This is a genomic window from Ferdinandcohnia sp. GQ5, assembly GCF_059759275.1.
Map to the genome: position 1 here is coordinate 136737 of NZ_JCAXEW010000012.1, position 24168 is coordinate 160904.

Consider the following 24168-nt stretch of genomic DNA (forward strand, 5'->3'; position numbering starts at 1 on the left):
CATCTACTTCGGTACCACTAACACTAACGAAGTACCTTTATCAACCTCAGATTTCAAGGTAATGCTACCACTGACCCCTCGAGCACGTTCTTCCATGCTGAAGAGGCCCACACCGTTTCCTTTTTCATCAACTGTAAAACCTTGGCCTTTGTCGATTACTTCTACGGTAACGTCCGATTCGCCTTCTTGAATCTTAACAACGGCTTCTGCTACATTGGCATATTTGGCGATATTGGTTAGCGCCTCTTGAACAACGCGATAAATGGTTGTTTCCTTATGAATATCAAGGCGTGTCTTTAATGTACATTCGAACTCCACGTCAATTCCGTAATGTTGGGAGTAGTGTTCAATATATTTTCGAAGTGCTGGAACGACACCGAGATCATCCAACACTGAAGGGCGAAGCTCCCAGGCAAGACTGCGGATGTCCTCCATCATAAAGGAAACATCCTGACGCAAACGGCCGAGGCGTTCATCTGGCTTTTCACTAAGCAATTGATCGAGTTGAATCAATAATGAAAACATACTCTGACCAATGCCATCATGAAGTTCGCGTGAAAAACGTTTGCGTTCTTCTTCTTGGATGCTAATGACTCGGGTCATCATGCTTTTTAGCTCTTCCTGTGTTTCTTTTAGTGCGGTAACCTCATGTCGTACGGCCAAATACTGATTGGGGCGTCCGTTTTCGGATAAAATGGGAACAATCGTTGTATCGACCCAATAAAATGATCCGTCCTTTGCTTTGTTCTTAATTTCACCTTTCCAGACATGGCCAGACCCAATCGTACGCCACATTTCTTTCCAGAATTCCTTGTCATGATGGCCGGAATTAATGATTCGGTGGTCCTGGCCCATTAACTCATCCCTCGAAAACTTTGAGATTTCGCAGAATTTATTATTGATATATTGAATTTTTCCTTGGCGATCTGTGATTGCAACAATCGAGGATTCATCTAATGCAAAGGTTAAATCGGCAAGATGACGTAATGACTTCTCAACATCTTCGCGAAAAGCAGGGTCTTCAATATGTTTTTCTAGATCGGCCAAAAGCTTCAAAGCATTTGGGCCGCCAATTTCAGATTGGTGTTTGAGTCGGTCAATTTTATTCAAAATGCAATAATCCTTTCTTCATTGCGTATTTCACAAGCTCTGGTCGAGATTTCAACCCGAGCTTCTCCATTAAATTGCTTTTATGTGATTCAACGGTTTTAACACTAATCACTAAACGCTCGGCAATTTCTTTATTTGAATAACCCTTTGCAATCCATTCGAGCACTTCTTTTTCCCGTTCTGAAAGCAATGCGAAGGTGTCAGCATTATCTCCCTTTTTGACGCGGTCCAAATATCCACTCATCAAAACCTTTGTTGCAGAGGGTGTTAAATAGGCATTCCCTGTGGAAACAGATTCAATTGCTCCCAACAGATCCTCGTGTGGAGCATTTTTTAAAATATAGCCTGATGCTCCAGATTGAATTGCCCTAAATAAGTATTCCTCATCATCGTGCATTGTTAAAATGAGGATGGCGATGTTTGGCATGAGTTCATGAAGCTCCTGTGTTGCTGTTAATCCATCTTTTCCATGAGGCATGCTTAAATCCATTAACACGACATCAGGGTTTAATTCTTTTGCTTTTTGAATTGCTTCGTCTCCTTCAGATGCTTCCCCAATTACTTCTATATTATTTTTCCCGTTTAATAGCATCATCAGTCCCGAACGGACAACGGCATGGTCGTCCACTATTAGTAATTTAACCATGATATTCCTCCCCCTAAAACGAATCCGACGTTTTCCATTCACAATAGTTCCATTATAGCACGTTCTGGCGGTTATTTTGAAAAATCAATCGTTCAAGGAATTGTTACAAATAAGGGGTTTTTCGTCCAAAGATAGGGGGGTTCCCTGATATGTTTTAAATCACACTTCTTCTACAATAGGTTTATGTTAATTGATTGAGGAGGAGTTCGTATGCAGGCAAAAGCTGCAGCAATCCAAAAAAAGCAAACACCAGCTTATAATAACGCGTTTGCATCAAAGTTTGCCAAGTCCATGTTTTTATCTGTGCTAGGGCTGGCGGTTTTATCATTTATTGGAACGAGAATGTTTACACATGTTGACTTAAATCTTTACGGCTATATGGTAGGAACCATTGTATTCATTGGGGGCTTCTTTTACCGCTTCATTGCTTGGGGAGAAAGACCGCCAACGAAAATCATTATTAAAAAAGGTATCAAACTTTTATTTCGAAAATCGACTCCAAAAACATCTGTGGAGCATTTAGCTACTTACAATTTCATTTGGAATAGGGGAATTTACCGATGGACCCAACATATTTTAATCGGTGGGGGTTGCATCCTTTCTTGTTTTGTTACATTTCCACTTGTCTTCGGTTGGATGTATTTTACGATGGACGAGAATGGCTTTTACAACATCATTGCGATGGGGATACAGGTCTTGACGGTACCAGCAGATGGTATCATCGCAAATCTATCTTATAATGCCTTAAATATCACCGCAGTAATGGTAATTGCAGGAGTTTGTATGGCATTGTACCGACGTATGAAAAATCTACAAGCAAGAGCTGAACAAAAATTCATGTATGACTTGCTGCCACTTTATATGCTGTTATTAGTCAGCGTTACCGGTTTACTTTTAACCTTTATGAATATTTTCTTACATGGTGCAGGTCAGCCAGTGATGTCACTCATCCACCAATGGTCAGTGATTATCACATTGATTTACCTGCCATTCGGAAAACTTGCACATATTCCATTCCGACCTATGAGTGTGTTTGCAAGAAACTATCGTGAGCATTATGCAGAAAAAGAAACGAAGAAATGTAAGGTTTGTGGTGAAGGTTTTGTATCAACTGAACAGTCACAAGATGTCATCAATGTACTTGATGTGAACGATATTCATTTTAAAACTAGAGAAGGCCATCATTTAGCAGAAATGTGTCTTCCATGTCGCAGAAAATACCGGATTGCACAATTTTCCGGCTTCCCAACCCACGAGGTTAAAGTCAAGGAGGCAAATCAGAATGCAAAGGGATAAGTTTTTTAAAGAAGTTAAAAATGTCAATCATCCGAACGAAAAATTAATAAAAACACATTGTAGCTATTGCGGAATGCAATGTGGAATGAATTTACGAGTCAATATAACCACCAACAAAATTGTAGGGGTTGAACCGCGCTATGATTGGCCAGTAACCGTTGGAAAAATGTGTCCGAAAGGGGTAACGGCATACCAGCAAACGAACCACAAAGACCGAATCTTAAAACCGCTTATCCGTGATGATGCTTCCTTAAAAGGAACAAAAGAAGGATTTCGGGAAGCAAGCTGGGATGAAGCCTATGATCTAATCGTAAAGAACTTCAAGAAGTTGCAAGCAGAACACGGCAAGGATTCATTATCCGTCTTCAGCGGAGTATCGATGACAAATGAAAAATGTTATTTAACAGGAAAGTTTGCTCGGGTTGCACTAGGGACTCGCTACATTGATTACAATGGACGTTTCTGTATGTCTAGTGCTGCCGGTGGATTCCTTCGCTCCTTTGGGGTTGACCGTGGATCGACATTACCATGGACGGATATCCATGAAACGGATTGTTTGTTTATAGCAGGAAGCAACACAGCAGAGTGTCATCCAACTTCCATGTTCCGTGTTTGGAATGTACAGGAACGAGGCGGCTACATCATTGTCGTGGATCCGCGCGAAACTCCGATAGCAAGAAGAGCAGATGTACACCTTGATCTAAAACCAGGTACGGATTTAGCTCTAGCAAACGGGATTTTACATTTACTAATTGAAAATGGCTACACAGATGAAGAATTTATTGCCAATCATACGAATGGCTTTGAAGAGACGAAGGAACTTGTGAAGGAATTCACACCAGAATACACAAGCGAGTTAACTGGAATCGCACCTGAAAAGATTATCCGCGCTGCTGAAATTTATGGTAAAGCACCGAATGCGGTTGTGATGTTTGCACGCGGTATTGAGCAACAACATAAAGGCGTTGATAATGTATCTGGATATACAAATATGGCTCTAATTACAGGAAAAATTGGCCGTCCAAAATCAGGCGTTGCCACTTTTACAGGTCAAGGAAATGGGCAAGGTGGAAGGGAACATGGTCAAAAATCAGACCTGCTACCAGGCTATCGCAAACTGACGAATCCAGAGCATGTTAAGGAAGTTTGCAGTGTTTGGGGGATTACTCCAGAAGAAATGCCAAAACCAGGTGTTTCTGCATATGAAATGTTTGAATTAATGGATCAAAAGACAATTCGTGGACTCTATCTCCTTTGCTCAAATCCAGCAGTATCAGCACCAAACTTAAACTTCGTCAGAAAGGCACTTAAATCACTAGACTTCATGGTATGTGCAGACTTTTACCTATCAGAGTCAGCAGAGTTTGCAGATGTCGTTCTTCCGTCTGTGACATGGTCTGAAGATGAAGGAACGGTTACAAATATAGAGGGTCGTATTATTAAGATCAATAAAGCACAAGAACCGATTGGTGAATCCAAGCCTGACTGGCAAATGCAGGTCGAACTTGCAGAGCGACTAGGTAGAGGGGAATATTTTTCACACTTAAAAACGGCTAGAGATGTAGCCGATGAATTCCGACTCGCGAGTAAAGGTGGGTATGCCGATTATTACGGTGCGACATGGGATAAAATCGAAAAGCAAGATGGCGTATTTTGGCCGTGCCGTGATGAGGAAGACAAGGGAACACCACATATGTTCCTTGATAAGAAATTCTATCACCCAGACGGAAAAGCGAAAATTTGTGCATTGCCATATCGTCCACCAGCAGAAGAACCGGATGAAAACTATCCACTTCGCTTAACAACAGGACGTGTCGTATACCACTACTTATCTGGAAACCAAACAAGACGAATTTCATTTCTGCATGATATGTGTCCAGAGCCATATGTAGAAGTTCATCCAGAATTGGCGGCAAAATATGATATTCAACATGAAGAACGTGTTCGCCTTTTTACAAGAAGGGGCGAAAGTATTTATAAAGTGAAAATCACGGAAGCGATCCGAAAAGATACAGTATTTGTTCCTTATCATTTTGGTCATGAGGAATCTATTAATCTATTGACAATAGCAGCGCTTGATCCGATGTCAAGAATGCCAGAGTTCAAGGCATGTGCTGCCCAGATTGAAAAATTAGTTGCAAAGAAGGTGCAGTAAATGCAAAAACGGCTTTACTTAGAACTTGAAAACTGTATCGGTTGCCGCTCTTGTCTTGCGGCGTGTACACAATGCGGTGGGCATGAACAACGAAACCGAAACTACGTATATGATGTGAATCCGCTCGTGAACAGACAGACCATGCCACTTATGTGCCTTCACTGTGTAAACCCAGCTTGTGCAAGAAGCTGTCCTGCACAGGCGATTCAAATTCATGAGTCAGGTGCTGTGTTATCTGCACTCGTGGAAAAATGCATTGGCTGTCAAAACTGCACGATTGCGTGCCCATATGGAATTCCGAAATTCGATGAAGAGCAAAACTTAATGTACAAATGTGACCTTTGTATCGATCGATCAAAGGATGGCATCCCACCAATGTGTGCGAGTGTTTGTCCGTCTAACACCATCCAGTGGTTAACTGATGAAGAGATCGAAAATAAGAAAAAGCACCATAATCTTGATAATGGAAAATGGGTTACAAGCATGCCTCTTGAAGGTGAAACGAACGTAAAGATAAGTTTACCTGGTATTTTACAAGGTATTGAGAAGTTATTTTAGAAATATGTTCAAAAAGGAAGCATCCGCTAAGGAGTGATGGGAATGCCGTCTGATAAAAATAATAAAATTCCTTTTAATGAGGATAATTACACGCATAATATTAACCGCAATAATGAAAGAAGCCTTGATCGCCGTGGCTTCATGAAGACTTTAGTAGGAGCAGCTGGAGTGTTTGCAATTTCATCCCTGCCATGGGGGGCTGTTGCTGCTAAGGAATTAATGGGACTTGGAGAAAAAGAATATTCCCATAAAAAAATTACCGATGTGAGTAAATTGGCTGTGGGTGATTCTATTGATTTTACTTTTCCAGGTGACCATGATGATGCCATTTTAATTAGGCTATCAGAAAACAAATATGTGGCGTATCAAAATGCATGTACTCATCTCCGTTGCCCTGTTTTTTGGGTGAAGGAGGAGGGACAAATGGTTTGTCCTTGCCACCATGGATTCTTTGATGTAGAAACGGGTGCACCAACTGCAGGTCCACCACGCCGTCCATTGCCAGAAATTCAAGTAAAGGTAGAAAATGGTGCAGTTTATGCGGTGAGGGTGAAACGATATGAAGCGTAGTTACCAAGGTGTACTCCTCCTTTCCGTCATCTTGTTATTGAATATTGTTTTTACACAAAAAATGGTGCATCAATTTTTTTATGAAAACTATGTAAATACGCTGATCTATTGTGGCTTAAACATTGTGTTATTTCCAGTCGCATGGGTTATATACAAAAAGTTAAAAAAGGCGTGACGTACATGAACAGTGAAACGTATCTTGATTTTTGTTTTATTAGAGAGGCAACCGGCAATTTTACAGAAGAAATTAATGAGCTCTTAACAAAGCTATTTAAGGGCATACGACTAAATTGGTACTTAGAGGAAAAGACGGAGGAAGGCATTGAAATTGTGATTGCCGAGGTTAAGGGAATGAGTAGATGGCAATCCGAGGATGAAACCATCGACTACATCGAAACACATGCGGACGATGCCTTTTGGTCCTACCTTCAAGGGTATAAAATGTTCATCTATCCTGCTAAGAGAGGGTGTGGCAGCTGTGGAGTTAACTGAAATTAGTAGCTTAGAATCTTTTATTTTGGGAAATGTGGAAGTTTCTATTTTGGATGAAGATGGGGATGATAAAGCCCCATTCGTAAAAAAAGAAATTATGAAAACAGAGCTTTGTCCGGATCGGACCCACCTTCGCATTTATTTTGACCGGTTGCAGTTCTTTGCTGTTCCTTTAACTGCAGAGGTAGCAATAAGTGATGAGATTTGGTCGGCTTTTGATGAGCAGGCTGGATTAACCTATGTCGTAAAAAAGGTGCGTGGTCATAATGGTTAGGAAAATTCAACTTCCCCTTCAAACATTAAACCTTGTTGTTGGTTTTATGGTCTGGGTGCTTATATCATCCCTCTTGCCATTTATGAAAGAGGATATCCATATTCCAGCAAATCAATTAGCATTGGTAACCGCAATACCCGTTGTACTTGGTTCCATTTTGCGAATTCCACTTGGATATTACGCTAATCAAATTGGTGCCCGAATCATCTTTTTACTAAGTTTTATTTTATTGTTATTCCCAGTTTACTATATTAGTATAGCTAACACAGTAACTGACCTATTGATTGGCGGGCTGTTTCTGGGAATTGGTGGAGCGGTTTTCTCAGTAGGGGTTACTTCATTGCCTAAATACTACCCAAAAGAGAAACACGGATTTGTGAACGGAATCTATGGTGCGGGGAATCTTGGAACTGCAATTTCAACCTTTGCAGCACCAGTGATTGCTACAAAAATCGGTTGGTCTTTAACCGTTCAATTATATTTAATCATTCTTGCCATTTTTATCGTAGCAAACTTTTTATTGGGAGATAAAAAGGAAGTAAAGGTCCAAACTCCATTAATGGAGCAAATTAGAGGAGTCTATAAGAACGAAAAACTATGGCTTCTAAGCTTATTCTATTTTATTACCTTTGGTTCTTTCGTTGCGTTTACAGTCTATTTACCAAACTTCTTAGTGGAGAATTTCGGTTTAGATAAGATTGATGCAGGAATCAGAACGGCAGGATTTATTGTTCTAGCAACCTTGATGCGACCAGTAGGTGGGTGGCTTGCGGACCGTTTCCATTCTCTAAAACTATTAATGTTTGTATTTGGATGCTATACGGTATCTGCCATGATCCTATCATTTGCTCCATCAATTGGTTGGTATACAATCGGATGCTTAACAATTGCTTTCTGCGCAGGAATGGGAAATGGGGTTATTTTTAAATTAGTACCAATGTATTTCCAAAAGCAAGCGGGAATTGTGAATGGTATTGTATCAGCAATCGGCGGATTAGGAGGATTTTTCCCACCTATTCTCCTTGGAATCCTCTACCATGTCAACGGACATTACGCAATCGGATTTATGGCCTTATCAGAGGTGGCATTAGCAAGCTTAATTCTTGTGGTGTGGATGTACTACAATGGAAGAATGGAACTTTCGAAACAGGTCATTGATCATACTGCTGAAGGAATCATGGTTACAGATTTACATGGGAAAATCATTTCTGTGAATCCAGCATTTACGACTATTACAGGTTTTACAGAGGAAGAAATTATTGGGAAGACACCGAATGTTCTTAAATCTGGTAAGCAGCCAAAAGAATTTTATGAGGACCTCTGGAAAAAAATCGAAACAGAAGGCTTCTGGCAAGGACAGATCTGGAACAAACGTAAGGACGGATCGAACTACTTACAATGGCTAACAATCAGTGCGATTAAAAATGATTCTGGAGATATCGTACAATACGCCGGTATGCTAAGTGACATGACCGGAAAACAAGTTAAACAAAGTTAAAAAATCGGGCCCAAAATGTGCCCGATTTTTATGCCCACAGGAAGTGAGTTTCTAGTTTTTGATCTTATTGCTAGGAAAATTGAGGCATACGCACGAGGCTATACAAAATTTTGGTGGTTTACAGTCAAATTCACCCTCACTAATTGAGGTAAGAATTTTTATAGAGGAAATAAAAAATGAATCCTATCAATGGGATTCATTTTTTTATTTCTGCAAATTCACTTGTTGTCTTTTTTAATAACTCTATTTGTTCGGTTGTGTATTTTACTTCAGAGCGTGAGCCGATTAGAAGAACCCCAGCGACCTTACCATTCACATGAACTGGGACTGCAACAGCTGAAACGAGGTTTTCTGCTAGCATGATTGGATATTGGAGTCGTGTTTTCTGTCGGTTCGGTGTATCAATGTCTAGGACCATTGTTATACCAAAACGGACAACAGATCCGGATAATCCTTTGCCTGGGCGAATGACCATATTCTTGAAACGGTTATTGGTAAAACCGTAAGCATATTCCCAGCGGATTGTATGATTTTCTTGATCGACATTCGCATATGCAGAGAAATCACTTGAGGTATTTGTACACAAATCATGAAGTTTTTGTTCAAATTCCACTTGCATTGCTTCCATGAGTAATCTCTCCTCGATCCTGTTCGTGATTTCTTCTTTATATAAACGTAATTAGAATTTTACATCTTCCTATCTATTGTAAATCTTTTTTTCAAGATTGTATGTCAGGGAATTCCCTTAACTTTATGGTTATTAAGGATGAATTTTATATCCGTCATAGGGGAAGTTCCTAGAGAATGTGCTTGTCTAGGGGAAAGTCACGGGAAATTAAATAGGGGAATTCAGAGCAAAAGTTAAGGGGTTCCCCTGATACCGGTTTTTCACTATTGGCCGTATGATTATAGTATAAAGTCATGGCGGAGGGGGAACCAAAAATGGCAATGAGTCTACAGGAACTAAGTAGCGAGATTCCTCATATAGAGTCAATTAATGAAAGCATTGATCAATTTTTATCTGAAGAAAATTTAAATAAATTACAAAGTATTATGCGCACAAGAAAAGTAGGAGCGGGAACTCACCTCTTTTGGGATGGTGAGGAAGCGAAAGAAATGTATTATATTAAGTCTGGTAGAGTGAAACTCCGTGTATCCTCAGAAGGAGGAAAAGACTTCTTACTATCAATCAAAGAAAAAGGAAGCCTAATTGGAGAATTTGGGGGCTTCGCTGAAAGCCTATACTATAATTATCGTGCAGATGTTGAAGAAACTGCTGAGATCGGCATCATCCACATTAATGATTTGAAAAAATTATTATATCAATTTGGGAATTTTGCAGTTGAATTTATGAGTTGGATTGGCTGGACACAGCGAATCATGCAAAATAAATTATATGATTTCCTGTTTTTTGACAAACAAGGGGCACTGGCATCTACATTAATTAAACTAACCACAACACATGGTGTTAAGTGTAAGGACGGGATCCTACTTGCAATCGAACTAACGAACAAAGATTTAGGTGATTTAATCGGCACAACTCGTGAAAGTGTTAACCGTATTTTAAACAGTTGGAAAAGAGAAGGAATTGTTGAAATGTACGACCATAAAGTGGTCATCAATCGAATCAATTGTTTATATGATATTTGCGATTATTCGGGTGGAGTACATTAAATAGAAATAAGTGATTATTATTAGGCAAGGGACAGCGATATGAGCTGTCCCTTTTTCATTGAAAATTTTGTAAGAACTCTAAGTTGTTTTGTCAGATTATTACATTGACAAAATTTGTTTGAAAGAATAACCTACCATTATCTTTATATTCATAGAATACTATATATAGAAAATATAAAGTGTAGTGTGATAATTAATTCTGATGTCTGTAACTTCTATTTGGGATGGACTGAATGTAAATGCGAAAGGTGGGTGTCTGTATGTTTATAGCAATGATGTTCTGGGTTGGGGTTATGGTATTTAGCGTAGTGTTAAATACATTTCTTTGCTATAAGGTAGAAAAGTCCGGTGTAAAGCGTTGGGGAGCTACTGGAAGAATATTCAAATATAAATAGAAAAGTGAGGGGATTCGATGGTTTGGTACGTAGCTGTATTTGCTTTTTATATTGTTTTTCTTATCTGGGCAAACCTCAAAAGCCTTAAGGCTGCAGAATCTATCGATGATTTTGCAATCGGTGGGCATAGACTGGGTTTGCTGATGAGTATCGGTACTACAACCGCTACATGGGTAAGTGTGGCATCGGTTATTGGAATACCGGGTTATCTATATAGTACTGGAGTTGCTACAATTATCGGGTGGGTAGCCGGTTGGGCGTTTGGTGGAGCATTACTACCACTTGTCGCCTACAAAGTCAGAAGGCCAAAAGTACCTGCAAGGACATTCCCGGAATTTGTTCGATTTCGATTTGAACCTTTTAAGAAAAAGAGTTCCCTCCAAGCTTTGGTTGGGATACTAATGTTTATTGGTTACTTGCTCTTAGTAAATATTCAGGTAACGGGCTTCGGTATTGTGTTCTCCACGATAACAGGCATTAAATATGAATTTGCTATTTTTGGTTTCTTACTATTTATACTATTAACAAGCCTGGGTGGATTCTGGTCAGTTGCTGCAACTGACACATTAAATACATTACTGATAACAATTGGTGTTATTTTAGCAGCTGGTGTTGTCTTGGTATTAACTGGTGGAATGACCAATATCCTTGATACACTTGCTACCACTACAGCACCAACAATTGTAGGGGGACCTGAACTTGAAAAGGGAATCCTTCTTTCACCAGTTGGATCTTTCGGTCTTGGAGCATTATTTTCTATCTTTATTTCAAATTCACTTGGAACACCTTCTTCACCGCACTGGGTAGCAAGAATGGTAGCACCAAAAAATATTAAAATTGCAATCTTACAAATCATGGGTACTATATTTTTATTAATTTTTATCATGGGCCCACTTATCATCGTTGGCCTAGGTGCAAAAGTATTAATACCTAGCTTACCTGTTGGGAAAACAACAGACTATATTGTTCCATTGCTGATCCAAGAGTATATGCATCCATTTATTGGGGCAGTCATACTTATTGCCATTTGTGCGGCAGCAATATCTACTGCTAACTCGATGCTTTTACACTGTGCAACGTCACTTTATTATGATGTGTATTTAAACATCTCTTCGAAAAAGGTTTCAGACAAAGGATTTAGAAATTGGTTGCGTCTAAGTATTTTTGGAATTGCAATCGTTGCTGTTTTACTTGCGATTAAACCACCTTGGTTTATTGCGATGGGCTTCACGTATGTATACGGTGGTTTTGGTGCAGCCTTCTTCTTAGTTGTATTTTTTGGATTATACTGGAAGCGAATGAACAAGGCAGGAGCCTATACAGGAATATTAGTGGGTTCAGTGGTGTATATAATCGCAAAAGCGATGGAAGCTACCAATCCATTCGTTGTAGCCGTAACAGCTTCATTAATTGGAGTACTAATCGCTGTATTTACAACGAAAAAACCACCAATCGAAGCATACGAACCATACTTCAACGCAGAAGTCAGCAAATCCACCGAAGAACTATATGCGAAAATCAGAGATTAAATGGGACATAGGGACAGGTCCCGCGTCCCACCAAATTTTTCCTGGGACAGTGTACCTGTCCCTCTGACCCAAATTGAAAAAGGTGACCTATTTTGTAGGTCACCTTTTTTGTGTTTTGTATAAAGAACATCACGGCGGCTGGCTCAAAGAACAATTTAGCGATCGATTAAGTGAACTTTTTAGAGAACAAGTTTGTCACCGATTTGTAGATTGTACTTTTCTATAGTCCCTGTTGGGAGTTCTAAAGTAGAAAAAGCTTTTCTATTAGGGATCGCAATTTTCCAGGGCTGGAGGTTATAGCGTACATCTACTATTCTATTTTCCTTATCTAAGAAAACAATATCCAGCGGAAATCTCATAAAGAACATATGTATAGATTCACATGGAGTTAAATGAAGGCCTTTATTTACGTATGGTTTCCTTTCAAACATCAAGCCCTTGAATCGCTTCATAAATGTATCAGCCTTACTAATTGGTAGATCTAGGTCTAAAGAATGTTGCATAATCCATTCCTCCTATCGAGTTAGTTGTTAATGTTCATTATATAGGATATTTTGTTCTAAATAAAAAAACAAAAAAGTAAGAAAAAAAGAGAAAAAAGGAGATTAATAGAGAAAGATGGTCATTATATAGAACGAATGGCCTATTTTGGCTGTTTCCAATATAGAACGTTCGATATATACTAAAGTCAAGTTCAATATAAAGAACAAAACAAACCAAAAACAAATTTTAGGAGGAAACAAAAATGATGAAAAACGTAGTAGGAAGATTAGTTAAGGAAGAAGAAGGACAAGCATTAACAGAGTATGGGTTATTGGTTGGGTTGATTGCAATGGGGGTTGTTGCTGCAATCGTAGCACTTGGAGCCGATATTGCAGGTGTATTTACTTCTATTTCGACAAAATTAAAGTCTATCGTAATACCGTCATAATTAGAAAGCCCTGCCCCGGCAGGGCTACAATTTTATCAAGTGGAGGAAAACAAAAATGGAAAACTTAATAATTTGCCTCATCCTAATCATCTCCGTAATAACAGATCTTCGCAACCGAAAAATCCTTAATATTGTAACCTTTCCAGCCATAATAGGCGGCCTCATTTATTTTTCTATTTTCTCTGGATTTGATGGCTTTGTATTTAGCGGAAAAGGATTTTTAGTGGGACTCGGAATACTTTTCATTCCATTTGCAATGGGTGGTATAGGAGCTGGAGACGTTAAACTTTTAGCCGCAATTGGAGCCTGGAAGGGAGCAATGTTCGTTTTTTACACGGGTATTTATGCAGCGATTATCGGAGGAATCATTGCTATTTTCATGCTTATTAAACAAAGGAAACTAGGATTCACATTTAAAAGTATGCTATTTTCACTTATGTTTTTCAGAGGAACTCAAGGCTCACTAGAAATCAACTCAGGTAACCAAGGAACGGTATCCATTCCATATGCAGTACCAATAGCGATTGGTGCCCTATTATCCTTTATGTGGGAGTTATTACGATGAAGTCACAAAAAGGTCAATCATTAGTTGAGACAGCACTTATTCTACCAATCATATTAATGATTTTATTTGGGATTACAGATTTTGGTCGTATCTTTCATGCGTATTTAACACTCGATCATGCGGGAAGAGAAGCGGCTAGAGTTGCAACAGTCGGCTCGGATTTAGGGACGATACAAACAACTATTTCAAATGCAACTGATACATTAGAGAGCGATGACCCATCTAATCCAAAAATAGTAGGCAAAACGGTTTATTTTGGTTCAACGGTAGTAACCGATGCATCAGCAACTCCAACAAGCGGTGAAGAAGTAAAGATTGAGCTAACCTATGAAGTTGACTTTCTAACCCCAATCATTGGTCAAATAATAGGAGGGTTCGACTTGAAGGATACCACGGTTATGAGGGTGGAATAAATGGAAAGAGTCTATAAGTTGATTAAACGTTTATATAAGGACCAGAGTGGTGTATCGATGGTTCTTGTCGCAATTCTCATGGTTGTAATACTTGGATTTTCAGCGATTGTCGTGGATGCTGGAGCCTTATACTTTAAGAAAGGCCAGCTTCAAAAGGCATTAGATGCAGCGGTACTTGCTGGTACTCAGGAACTAAGAGGGAAACCATTTAATGAAACTGTGAAAAACTCCGCAATATATACAGCTAAAGAAATCGCTCAAAAGAATGGAATCTCAATTGTAGATGATGGAACAGAGAGTAACAAAATTGAGGTTACTCAGAATTCTGTAGCAATCACACAAACTGTTAATGAAAATTTATATTTTGCAAGAGTACTATCCCCAGATTTTACAGATGCAGATGTAAAAGCATATGCAAAAGCAGAATATCAGTCCCTTCTAAATAGTAGTGAAGCGATTCCAATGATGCTTAAGTACAATGCTTTCAAAAATGTGTATTTTGGACAAGAATTCGAATTAAAGGAAGAACATTCCGAAACGGGTAATTTTGGATTTATCGCGATAGATGGTTCTAATGGGGCAGATGACCTAAGAATAGCAATTGAGAATGGTGTCGAGGTGAAGATAGGTGATTCTCATTATCCTGAACCAGGTAGAATTTCCAGCGCAACTTCTACATTAAATGCACGAATTGTTGCCGATAACAATGATCCGAACAGACGTGATAAATGTAATGATCCAACAAAGGCAGATAGCTCATGTAAAAGACTCGTTACGATTCCAATCGTTGATGTTACTTCTTTTCCGAATGGAAGAAGTCAGAAAGTAGAGATTATGGGGTTAGCAGCATTTTTATTAACAGAAGCAAGTGGTACTGGCAGTAATGAAAAAATAACGGGCAAATTCATTGAGTTTACACTGGACAGTAGTTACACGCCAAATCAGGGATACCCTGAAAGATTACCTAAAGTCAAACTCATAAACTAGTAAAAAATATCAAAAAAGCAGGTGACGTATGAACACGAAAAAAATCTGGATAGCTGCAATGGTTTTCGGACTTGTTGCATCTGGGCTATTATACATACTTTTAAATTCAGAACAGCCAACGAAAGCACAAACTGCTAGCAAAGAAGTTGTACAGGAAGATAAGGCTGAAGAAAAAGAGGAAATTGTACAGCCGGAAGAAACAGAAGTGGCTTCTGCAGAATCGTCAGGAATAAAGATTGCAAAAGGAAACCGCGCCATGACAATTGCTGTGACAGATGTTCAAGGGGTAGCTGGACATATTAAACCGGGTTCATTTGTCGATGTTGTGGCAGTAATGACGGTACCGGAAGAATATAAAGAGAAAGGACAACATGATTCAGCGACACTCCTTTTGCAAAATGTAAGGGTAATAGAAATTGGTCATGCAGCGGATAATCCAGAAACAGAGAAGAAACGCTACCAAATGGTAACTGTTGAAGTAACGCCGAAGCAAGGTTTGGCATTAGGATTTGCTTCAAGATATGAATTGTATTTAATGCTTAGAGATGAAGGGGACCACGATGTGGAACCAAAACATACGCATGTTCATGAGGACCAACTTCACGAAGGAGTGTTTAAGTGATGATTAAGCTAATTTCTATTTTTGAAAATGAAGAAACAAAGTCAATGCTTGATGCTATAGCGAAAAAAGTAGATAGAAAAATCGAGTGGACTACTCATGAGGAACTTTTTGAGAAATTGCTTCCAACTGAGCTGTCACTTGTATTACTCCCACAATCTACTTCATATGACATCTACCATCTATGTTCAAAGATTAAGAATGAGTACCGTAATACAAAGGTATCGTTAGTTTTCGAATATGAAACAGAGCTAGATTCCAAGCAGGCCATTCGTGCAGGGGCGACAGACGTTATTTTTCTATCGTCAAGCCCTTCAAAAATTCGTGATGATCTTCAAAATGCGATTCAAGAAACTAAAAATCAGATTAGCTATCAATTCGACCAACCTAAAAAGAACGGAAAAGTCATTACGATTGGAAGTACAAAAGGTGGAGTTGGCAAGACCAGTATCTCTGTTAACCTAGCGGCCTCTTATGGAAAGAGATTAGCAAAGGTTGCGATTCTTGATTTAGACCTTCAGTTTGGTGATGTCTCAATGTTCTATGATGTGAAACCGAAAAGAACAATATATGACTGGGTAAAAGAAGATCGTAATGGGTCGCAAATTGAAAACTTTATGACGCCTTACAAAAATGGAATTTCCATTTTAGCAGCTCCGCAGCGCCCTGAATTTGCAGAGGTGATTACAGGTGACGATGTGAAAAGGGCCATAAAAACGTTAAAAGAAAACTACGATATTGTCGTCATCGACACAGCACCGCATTTAGATGAGAATTCAATTGTTGCATTGGAAAAATCGGATGAAATTCTTCTCGTCACACATCAGGACCTACCAACTTTAAAAAATACAAGATTATTAATTGATACATTAGAAACCTTACAACTTCTTGAAAAGGTAAAAATGGTTCTAAACCGCCAGGCTAAGGTAAAAGGGCTAACAATCGAAACGGTCGAAAAGATCATTGGGCAAAAGGTGGCCTTCACATTACCAGCAATGGAAAAAGTCATGATTACTTCAGTCAATGAAGGTAAGCCACTCGTCTATTCCTATCCTAGGTCACAGGTGGCGAAGAAAATTTTCCAAATGGCCGATACCATTTTTGCGCCTGTTGGTACATCCGGCCGCAAAAAACTTAAGTCAAAACGAGTGATCCATGCAGGGGGTATGGTCTGATGTCGTTATTAGCGAGGCTCGGAGGTGAGACTCCGGTTAAGGAGCTAAAGAAGGACACTCCAAAAATAAAGACAGCAAGCGTTAAATCAAGTGAACTGGGAGTTCGCCTACACAATTATCTAGTTGAGGAATTGAAAAAGCCCATATATCAAGACCGAAACCTAGAGGAAATAATTGAAAAGCTTTCGGAAAGTTTTCTTGAAGCAGAGGGTGAACAGCTCGCTTACGAAGAAAAGAAGCAGCTAAAATATGATATGTCCTACGAGCTAACAGGTTTTGGACCAATTTCTCCTCTGCTAGCTGACCCAGAAGTTTCTGAAGTCATGGTAAATGGTCCAAAGGATATTTACATTGAGTCGAGGGGAAAAATCGAAAAAACAGATATACAATTTCGCGATGATTTGCATGTTTTACGGATAATCGAAAAAATTGTTGCTCCATTAGGACGCAGAATTGATGAGAGTTCCCCATTAGTAGATGCAAGACTACCGGACGGCTCACGTGTAAATGCAATTATCCCGCCACTAGCATTAAATGGACCAACAATTACAATTCGAAAATTTTCGGCAACTCCTTTTACAATCTATGATTTGTTGCGGATGGGAACTTTAAGTGAACAAATGGCCGACTTTTTAAAGGCTGCCGTAGAGTCAAAGTTGAATATTTTTATTAGTGGGGGAACAGGATCTGGGAAAACGAGCACATTGAATGTGTTGTCATCGTTCATTCCGAGAAATGAACGTATCGTTACAATTGAGGATGCTGCCGAGCTTAGGTTATCACAAGACCATGTGGTGTCACTGGAGTCACGGCCACGAAATATCGAGGGACAAGGTGAAATAACCATTCGTGATCTTGTTCGAAATTCACTACGGATGCGCCCAGATCGAATTATTGTCGGAGAAGTCCGTGGTGCGGAGGCACTTGATATGCTTCAAGCGATGAATACTGGACATGATGGCAGTTTAGGAACGGGACATGCGAACACCCCTCGAGACCTTTTAGCAAGGCTAGAGACAATGGTGTTAATGGCAGGATTCGATCTTCCTGTTAGAGCTATTCGAGAACAAATTGCGGGTGCCCTTCATTTAATTGTCCAACAATCTCGAATGAAAGACGGTACAAGAAAAATCACGAAAATTACCGAAGTCTTAGGACTTGAAGGAGATACGATTGTCCTGCAGGATCTTTTCGTTTATCAGGAGGGGAAAAAGCAAGAGTTTGCCGCTACTGGAATTCTTCCGGATTGTGCCGAAAAGCTTGAGTATGCTGGCTTTGATGTACGATCGATGATTAGGGAGGAGTGGGTATGAGCACTTCTCTTTTAATTGCTATATCTGCGTTTTTGGTTGTTACCCTTTTTACCGGAATTGTAATTACAATGATTTCGGAAAAAGGAAAGTATGAAAAACGAGTTAGCAAGTACCTGCCTATAAAGAAAGAGGAAGAAAAGAAAAAGAAGAACCGCGAAAGTGTATTTGTAAAAAAAGTCAGCGAAAGTATGGAGCGGACCATTCATTTTTCAAAATACGAAACGATTCTTACGCAATCAGGGCTAAAAATGACTCAAGGTGAATTGTTTATTTGGAGAGTGATTGGTGCATGTGCAGTCGTGGGTATCGGATATTTATATGAGCTCCATTTCCTATTATTGATTTTTTGCGGGATTATTGGATTCTATCTTCCAATTTTATATATCAAACGGAAACGAAAACATAGACTGAAAAAATGTTCTGAACAGCTAGGAAACGCATTAGGGACAATGGCGAATGCATTACGGGCTGGTTTTAGTTTCATGCAGGCGATGAAAATGGTAGCTGAAGAAATCGAAGATCCGTTAGGACCAGAATTTTTGAATACACTGAAGGAAATCAATTATGGGGTTAAGATTGAGGATGCCTTTGATAATCTCCTAAAAAGATTACCAGATCGGGAGCTCGAAATGGTTTTAACTACGTTGCTAATCCAACGCTCAAGTGGAGGAAATCTAGCATATTTACTTGAAACAATGCAGGAAACAATTATTGACCGCTCGAGGGTGCAAGATGAGGTAAAGACATTGACCGCACAAGGTAAAATGTCCTCGGTTATTATTACATTATTACCGCCAGCGCTGGCATTGTATTTAACTTTTGTAAACCCAGAATATTTTAATATGCTTTTTTCACATCCATTAGGTTGGGGGATGCTTATCGTGGGTGGAATTAATATGATTTTAGGCTGGGTATTTATTAATAAAATTGTACACATTGAGGTGTAGGTTCCAATGATACAAATCTTTTTTATTATCGCTAGTTCCCTTTGTTTTATGTTGCTCATTGGTGGATTGCTAAGTCTAATATATAAAAAGGACATTGTGATTGAAGCGCGGACCAAGCATTATTTTGGCCCAGACATCGAAAGAGAAATACCGGTGAAGAAACAGAGATTACAGTTGCATGTAATGAAAAATTATAGTGACAGGCTGAAGTTGGTTGTCGATAAAAAAATGGCGAGTTCGAAAAAAAGAGAACTCGAAACAAGGCTACGTGAAGCGGGATACCCGTTGAAGTTGTCAGCCATCGACTTTCGTTTTTTACAGCTGTTAATTGGGGGTGTCCTGTTTCTATCGGTTTTTTTGATATTAGGTAGTACAGCCATTTTTTCAAGGATTTTACTATCGAGTGTGGTTGCGGCTTTAGGGATTTATTATCCTTCATTTTATTTAAGTACAATCATAAAAAAACGGAGACATCAGATTCAAAAGAGTATGTCTGATTTTTTTGATATGGTCAATTTATCAATTGAGGCAGGGATGGGGCTGGATGCCTCGATTCAAAAGGTATGTAAGCAAATGAAAGGGCCATTGTCAGAGGAATTTATACAAACAATGGAGGACATGAAGTTAGGAAAGTCAAGGAGAGAAGCATTTGCAGATCTTCGCTCTAGGGTTCCAATCCCTCAGTTCCAAAGTATCATTACTTCACTCATCCAAGCAGACATGTTAGGTGTGGGTATGGCAAAGGTTCTCCACCAACTGACTCAACGAATTCGGGAGCAGCGGACTCAATTTGCACGTGAACAGGCCATGAAGGCACCAGTCAAAATGATTTTTCCAATGATGCTATTTATCTTCCCGTCCATCTTTATCGTATTAATGGGACCGTTAATTATTTATCTAATCGAAAATGTAATGTAGGACAGTTGACCTGTCCAAACATAGAAAAAGGTGACCGAATTTGGTCACCTTTTTTGAACAGTCACTGTTCCATCAAATCATCGCTTTGACTTGCGGTTTTGACTTTGAATTTCTTTGCCACATGATCGTGATGAATAATGTGACAATGAGAAGGATTAGGCCTAAGATGAATGGATAGATAATATTAACATCATATAATAATCCGCCAAGTGTTGGGCCTAATATGTTTCCAATACTCATATATGCGTTATTCATTCCCATCGCAAATCCTTGTTCATTGCCTGCAAGCTTAGAAATTAATGTGTTAAGCACAGGTCGCAGGATGGAAGTAGCAAGGAAAACGAGTAGTGAAATAGCAAAAAACATCGCAAAACTAGTAGCAACTAATGAAAGAAGGAAGCCTAAAGCAGCGACAGAAATAAAAATATTTAAGATTTTACCTTCTCCAAATCGTGTTACCATGCGATCTACAACGAATAATTGAACGATAACACTGACAAGTCCAGTTGACGTTACCATGACCGCAATATCTTGTGGTGTGGCTTGATATTGGTTATCAACGAAAAGTCCGATAACTGATTCAAATGCCATTAATCCGAAGCTCATCACAAGTGTTATTACCAATGGAATGAAAAATGGCATTCGGACAGATCGTACTAATTTTTTTGCCATTGTTTCATCATCAACAGGCATGAATCCCTCTTCTTTTTGTTGGCTTTCCTTTAGTACCGCAAACGAAAAAATGACCGATACAAGTGAAACCAATGCGGAAATTAAAAAGGGAAATTTTAATCCAAAGTCAGCTAAAAATCCGCCGATACCTGGTCCCACTACAATTCCAAGAGACATAGCCGCGGAAACATAACTATTTCCTTTTGCACGTTGTTCCATCGTTGTTATATCCGCAACATATGCAAAAATAGCTGGAATAAGAAGTGCTGCTCCGATTCCACCAACAACACGTGATGCATATAGTAGCCAAATTGAATCTACAAAATAAAAAATAAACATGGACAATGTTAACCCGGATAGTCCATAGATAATCATCTTTCTACGGCCATATTGGTCCGTCCATTTACCTGCGATTGGTGAGAAAATAAACTGCGCACCAGCAAAAATAGCAATCATAAGGCCAGCTGCTTTTCCACCCTCATTGATTGATTCAAGATAAGCAGGCAAAATGGGAATAATAATCCCAAAACTTCCTATTGCAATAAACATAATTGATCATCAAAATGATCATTTTTTTACGTTGGTCTGCTGACATCAATACACCTCTTTTTTCATGAATATTTATATAAAAACTTTAATTCCATTTCACATTAGCTATACTAAGTTAATACATCCCAAACCAGTTGTCAACGAGAAAAAATTGGGGACTGGGTCACAGGGACAGGTCCCGCGTCCTACCATTTTTTTCCTGGGACAATGTACCTGTCCCTCTGTCCCATAATAAATATAGATGAGGTAATGATATGAATGGTTTTGATAGATTTAATTTAAGTGATGAAATTGTGAAGGCACTTTCGGGTTTGCGTTATCAGGTTCCTACTGAAATTCAAGCGAAGGTGATACCTGTTGCAATGCAGAAAAATGACATTGTTGGAAAATCGCAAACCGGTAGTGGTAAGACTGCTGCATTTGCGATTCCAATTTGTGAAATGGTTGATTGGGTTGAAAATAAGCCACAAGTCTTGATTTTAACGCCAACGAGAGAGCTTGCCGCACAGGTGAAGGAAGATGTTATACATATTGGTCGATTTAAGCGGATCAAAGCAACTGCTATATTTGGAAAGCAATCCTATGAACGACAAAAGTTAGAGCTAAAGCAAAAAACACATGTAGTTGTGGGGACACCTGGTAGGGTACTAGACCATATCCAAAAGGGAACGCTTTTTGTGGATCATATAAAATTTCTAGTAATTGACGAGGCTGACGAGATGTTGAATATGGGCTTCATTGAACAAGTGGAGTCGATTATCCAAGCCCTTCCGACTGAGCGGGTTACGATGTTATTTTCAGCGACATTACCTGAAGATGTTGAAGCTCTGTCGGCCAAGTATATGAAAAGGCCAAAATTTATTGTGGTTAACAATCCAAATGTTGCAAAAGGAAAGATTGAACATTATTTAATGAGGATTAATGAAGATGAGAAGTTTTCACTTTTAAAGGACATTACGATTTTTGAAAATCCAGACAGCTGCATTATTTTTTGCGGAACACAGCAGGGTGTGGACGATTTGTATCGAAAACTGACAAGAGCTAATTATTCTTGTGGGAAAATTCACGGTGGTATGGTTCAAGAAGAGCGTTTCAAGGTGATGGATGATTTTAAGAAGGGTAAGTTTCGGTACTTAGTAGCGACAGATGTTGCGGCAAGAGGGATAGATGTTGAGGATATTTCGCTTGTGATCAGTTACGATGTGCCCCAGGATAAAGAACGGTATGTTCATCGAATTGGAAGAACGGGTCGCGCAGGCAAAGTCGGAAAAGCGATTACTCTCGTAACACCCCAAGAAGAAAATCTAGTAAAAGAAATTGAAGAATACATCGGTGAGGTACTTCGTAACATCGAATCTCCAAGTAAGGAAGAAGTTGCTCGTGCAAAAGCAGCCTTTGTAGAAAAAATGAACACCAAGCCACGACTTAAACAAGATAAGGCAAAGCAAGTTAATAAAGATATAATAAAGCTTTATTTTAATGGCGGAAAGAAAAAGAAGCTTCGGGTGGTCGATTTTGTCGGTACGATTGCTAAAATCCCCGGAGTGTCTGCAGATGATATTGGAATCATCACTATCCAGGAAAATGCAACCTATGTGGATATTTTAAACGGGAAAGGCCAGCGTGTTCTAACAGCAATGAAGCAAACAACCATCAAAGGAAAACAACTAAAAGTACATATTGCAAAATAGAGATATCTGTTTCGATCTACTTGGGTCAGAGGGACAGGTCATTTGTCCCACCATTTTTTTCCTGGGACACTGTACCTGTCCCTGTGATCCGCCAAGCTCTACGTCAAGGCCACCCGTTACCCACATCTATGAATCAGGGAAAAGGAATTATGCGGAAGTTGAGAGAATAGATTAATATATAATCTTTAACATTGTGGGGAGAGATAGTCGAACCAATAGAAGGGAGTTCCTATGGATTTTGTTGAGATTGCAATATTAGTCTTAATCTGGGGAATATTTGGGTTCAATATTATCAAAGTATACAATAAAGCAAAAAAAGAGAAACGGCATCGATTTTTAGATATTAAAAATTTCGAGTTCTGGGAAGAAAGCTTGCGTATCATAGGGATACTCCTATTTATTTCAGGACTAATTGCTGATATTGCCTTAGTAAAACATATCGGTGCCTATTTATTAGCAAGCGGTTGGTTTTTATCAGGTATCTTATTATTGGGGGAAAATAAGAAAAGAGGCGTCCTCATAATGATGGTGGCGGTCCTTTTTGGGATAATCTATTATCTAATATGGTTTTAAGTAATGGGGCATCGGTGGATGCTCCATTTTACATTGGATATTCTGATGAACATAGACGTGCTGAACAGAATACTCATAAAAGGAGCAAGATATTGTTATAATTGGAAATAATAATGGCGAGCGAAAAGGGGAGGACGGTATGGTGAAGCAGAATGTAGATGACTATCTTCAGCAGGGGATACATGGGGCAAAGGAAATAAAACCAGAAGAACGGAAACAATTTCTTGGAACCATTAGGGAACGTGTATTATTAGCCTTAACCCAATCACAAGTTAGGGAAAATAAGGTAATTCAAGAAATCCAGGATGCATGTAAAAAAAACACCGGGGTACATATGTACTTAAATGGTCATATGAATTATCGTTTTTTATCCAAATATGTGAAGCTAGCGAGTACAAACAACATGGAGTACACACTTGTCACGAACAAGGATTACAATTCGGACCTCGGGCTAGTACTTGCATTCGATCATGCCATCGATAAAGAGGATATTTATATAACTGAAAAAAGAAAACCCATACTACCACAAGAGAATAAATCCGAAAAAAAAGGACTCCTCTCACTTTTTAAAAAGACGTTTAAAAAGTAGGGAAGAGTCCCTTTTTTGTAGCTTGCGAC

Annotated in this window: 26 protein-coding genes and 1 pseudogene; 22 read left to right on the plus strand and 5 right to left on the minus strand. The window is 39.1% G+C overall.

Features of this window, described 5'->3' with window-relative positions; genetic code table 11:
• Positions 1–3 precede the first annotated feature (3 nt).
• The gene (locus AC6CHV_RS15875; RefSeq protein WP_341329881.1) at positions 4–1110 is read right to left on the minus strand and encodes a PAS domain-containing sensor histidine kinase; all 1107 of its coding nucleotides are present in this window, start codon (positions 1108–1110) and stop codon (positions 4–6) included.
• Positions 1103–1756, minus strand: a complete 654-nt coding sequence (locus tag AC6CHV_RS15880; protein WP_341329882.1) for a response regulator — start codon at positions 1754–1756, stop codon at positions 1103–1105. Before AC6CHV_RS15880 ends, AC6CHV_RS15875 begins: the two co-directional genes overlap by 8 nt.
• Positions 1757–1966: 210 nt before the next feature.
• Here AC6CHV_RS15880 and AC6CHV_RS15885 point away from each other — a divergent pair, with 210 nt between their 5' ends.
• From AC6CHV_RS15885 to AC6CHV_RS15915, 7 genes are all read left to right on the plus strand, one after another.
• Positions 1967–3052, plus strand: coding sequence for a hypothetical protein (locus AC6CHV_RS15885; protein ID WP_341329883.1), 1086 nt, complete (start codon positions 1967–1969; stop codon positions 3050–3052).
• Complete coding sequence (locus AC6CHV_RS15890; protein ID WP_341329884.1) at positions 3039–5207, plus strand: molybdopterin oxidoreductase family protein; 2169 nt, start codon at positions 3039–3041, stop codon at positions 5205–5207. The genes AC6CHV_RS15885 and AC6CHV_RS15890 overlap by 14 nt, the downstream gene beginning before the upstream one ends.
• Positions 5208–5765 (plus strand): 4Fe-4S dicluster domain-containing protein, encoded by a 558-nt coding sequence (locus AC6CHV_RS15895; protein WP_121446797.1) that lies wholly within the window; start codon positions 5208–5210, stop codon positions 5763–5765.
• Between the two features lie 42 nt (positions 5766–5807).
• Positions 5808–6335: a Rieske (2Fe-2S) protein gene (locus AC6CHV_RS15900; RefSeq protein ID WP_341329885.1), complete on the plus strand. Its 528-nt coding sequence runs from the start codon at positions 5808–5810 to the stop codon at positions 6333–6335.
• Positions 6336–6515: 180 nt separating this feature from the next.
• Positions 6516–6827: a hypothetical protein gene (locus AC6CHV_RS15905; protein WP_121446794.1), complete on the plus strand. Its 312-nt coding sequence runs from the start codon at positions 6516–6518 to the stop codon at positions 6825–6827.
• Positions 6814–7101 carry a hypothetical protein gene (locus AC6CHV_RS15910; protein ID WP_341329886.1) on the plus strand — a complete coding sequence of 96 codons (288 nt, stop codon included), beginning with the start codon at positions 6814–6816 and terminating at the stop codon, positions 7099–7101. The genes AC6CHV_RS15905 and AC6CHV_RS15910 overlap by 14 nt, the downstream gene beginning before the upstream one ends.
• Positions 7094–8599, plus strand: a complete 1506-nt coding sequence (locus AC6CHV_RS15915) for a nitrate/nitrite transporter (RefSeq protein WP_440274536.1) — start codon at positions 7094–7096, stop codon at positions 8597–8599. The genes AC6CHV_RS15910 and AC6CHV_RS15915 overlap by 8 nt, the downstream gene beginning before the upstream one ends.
• A 196-nt stretch (positions 8600–8795) precedes the next feature.
• Here the strand turns inward: AC6CHV_RS15915 and AC6CHV_RS15920 are convergent, their stop codons facing one another.
• Positions 8796–9227, minus strand: coding sequence for a GAF domain-containing protein (locus AC6CHV_RS15920; protein ID WP_341329888.1), 432 nt, complete (start codon positions 9225–9227; stop codon positions 8796–8798).
• Between the two features lie 314 nt (positions 9228–9541).
• Here AC6CHV_RS15920 and AC6CHV_RS15925 point away from each other — a divergent pair, with 314 nt between their 5' ends.
• The 3 genes from AC6CHV_RS15925 to AC6CHV_RS15935 all read left to right on the plus strand — a co-directional run bounded on the left by AC6CHV_RS15925 (position 9542) and on the right by AC6CHV_RS15935 (position 12197).
• The gene (locus tag AC6CHV_RS15925; protein ID WP_498079196.1) at positions 9542–10273 is read left to right on the plus strand and encodes a helix-turn-helix domain-containing protein; all 732 of its coding nucleotides are present in this window, start codon (positions 9542–9544) and stop codon (positions 10271–10273) included.
• A 260-nt stretch (positions 10274–10533) separates the two neighbouring features.
• Complete coding sequence (locus AC6CHV_RS15930) at positions 10534–10668, plus strand: hypothetical protein (RefSeq protein WP_341329890.1); 135 nt, start codon at positions 10534–10536, stop codon at positions 10666–10668.
• A 17-nt stretch (positions 10669–10685) separates the two neighbouring features.
• Positions 10686–12197 (plus strand): sodium:solute symporter family protein, encoded by a 1512-nt coding sequence (locus AC6CHV_RS15935; RefSeq protein ID WP_440273333.1) that lies wholly within the window; start codon positions 10686–10688, stop codon positions 12195–12197.
• A gap of 179 nt (positions 12198–12376) precedes the next feature.
• Here AC6CHV_RS15935 and AC6CHV_RS15940 read toward each other — a convergent pair whose 3' ends face one another.
• Positions 12377–12700 carry a DUF192 domain-containing protein gene (locus tag AC6CHV_RS15940; protein WP_341329893.1) on the minus strand — a complete coding sequence of 108 codons (324 nt, stop codon included), beginning with the start codon at positions 12698–12700 and terminating at the stop codon, positions 12377–12379.
• Between the two features lie 242 nt (positions 12701–12942).
• On the opposite strand from AC6CHV_RS15940, the gene AC6CHV_RS15945 reads away from it, so the two are divergent.
• The 9 genes from AC6CHV_RS15945 to AC6CHV_RS15985 are packed head-to-tail and all read left to right on the plus strand — an operon-like array spanning position 12943 to position 20065.
• A complete protein-coding gene (locus tag AC6CHV_RS15945) occupies positions 12943–13128 on the plus strand; it encodes a Flp family type IVb pilin (RefSeq protein ID WP_341329894.1) in 186 nt (61 codons plus the stop codon).
• A gap of 55 nt (positions 13129–13183) precedes the next feature.
• Entirely contained in the window at positions 13184–13693 is a 510-nt protein-coding gene (locus tag AC6CHV_RS15950; protein WP_341329895.1) for an A24 family peptidase, read from the plus strand.
• Positions 13690–14106 (plus strand): TadE/TadG family type IV pilus assembly protein, encoded by a 417-nt coding sequence (locus tag AC6CHV_RS15955; RefSeq protein ID WP_341329896.1) that lies wholly within the window; start codon positions 13690–13692, stop codon positions 14104–14106. Before AC6CHV_RS15950 ends, AC6CHV_RS15955 begins: the two co-directional genes overlap by 4 nt.
• Positions 14107–15093: a TadE/TadG family type IV pilus assembly protein gene (locus tag AC6CHV_RS15960; protein WP_341329897.1), complete on the plus strand. Its 987-nt coding sequence runs from the start codon at positions 14107–14109 to the stop codon at positions 15091–15093.
• Positions 15094–15121: 28 nt separating this feature from the next.
• The gene (gene cpaB, locus AC6CHV_RS15965; protein WP_341329898.1) at positions 15122–15715 is read left to right on the plus strand and encodes a Flp pilus assembly protein CpaB; all 594 of its coding nucleotides are present in this window, start codon (positions 15122–15124) and stop codon (positions 15713–15715) included.
• Positions 15715–16887 (plus strand): CpaE/TadZ family protein, encoded by a 1173-nt coding sequence (locus AC6CHV_RS15970; protein ID WP_341329899.1) that lies wholly within the window; start codon positions 15715–15717, stop codon positions 16885–16887. Before cpaB ends, AC6CHV_RS15970 begins: the two co-directional genes overlap by 1 nt.
• Complete coding sequence (locus tag AC6CHV_RS15975) at positions 16887–18200, plus strand: TadA family conjugal transfer-associated ATPase (protein ID WP_341329900.1); 1314 nt, start codon at positions 16887–16889, stop codon at positions 18198–18200. The genes AC6CHV_RS15970 and AC6CHV_RS15975 overlap by 1 nt, the downstream gene beginning before the upstream one ends.
• Positions 18197–19147, plus strand: a complete 951-nt coding sequence (locus AC6CHV_RS15980) for a type II secretion system F family protein (RefSeq protein WP_341329901.1) — start codon at positions 18197–18199, stop codon at positions 19145–19147. Before AC6CHV_RS15975 ends, AC6CHV_RS15980 begins: the two co-directional genes overlap by 4 nt.
• Before the next feature lie 6 nt (positions 19148–19153).
• Positions 19154–20065: a type II secretion system F family protein gene (locus tag AC6CHV_RS15985; RefSeq protein ID WP_341329902.1), complete on the plus strand. Its 912-nt coding sequence runs from the start codon at positions 19154–19156 to the stop codon at positions 20063–20065.
• 72 nt (positions 20066–20137) lie between these two features.
• Here AC6CHV_RS15985 and AC6CHV_RS15990 read toward each other — a convergent pair.
• Positions 20138–21332 (minus strand): annotated as a pseudogene (locus AC6CHV_RS15990) (MFS transporter).
• A gap of 208 nt (positions 21333–21540) precedes the next feature.
• On the opposite strand from AC6CHV_RS15990, the gene AC6CHV_RS15995 reads away from it, so the two are divergent.
• The 3 genes from AC6CHV_RS15995 to AC6CHV_RS16005 all read left to right on the plus strand — a co-directional run bounded on the left by AC6CHV_RS15995 (position 21541) and on the right by AC6CHV_RS16005 (position 24139).
• Complete coding sequence (locus AC6CHV_RS15995) at positions 21541–22977, plus strand: DEAD/DEAH box helicase (RefSeq protein WP_341329904.1); 1437 nt, start codon at positions 21541–21543, stop codon at positions 22975–22977.
• A gap of 231 nt (positions 22978–23208) precedes the next feature.
• On the plus strand, positions 23209–23550 hold the full coding sequence (locus tag AC6CHV_RS16000) for a hypothetical protein (RefSeq protein ID WP_341329905.1): 342 nt from the start codon (positions 23209–23211) through the stop codon (positions 23548–23550).
• Between the two features lie 139 nt (positions 23551–23689).
• The gene (locus AC6CHV_RS16005; RefSeq protein ID WP_341329906.1) at positions 23690–24139 is read left to right on the plus strand and encodes a YueI family protein; all 450 of its coding nucleotides are present in this window, start codon (positions 23690–23692) and stop codon (positions 24137–24139) included.
• Positions 24140–24168: the final 29 nt, after the last annotated feature.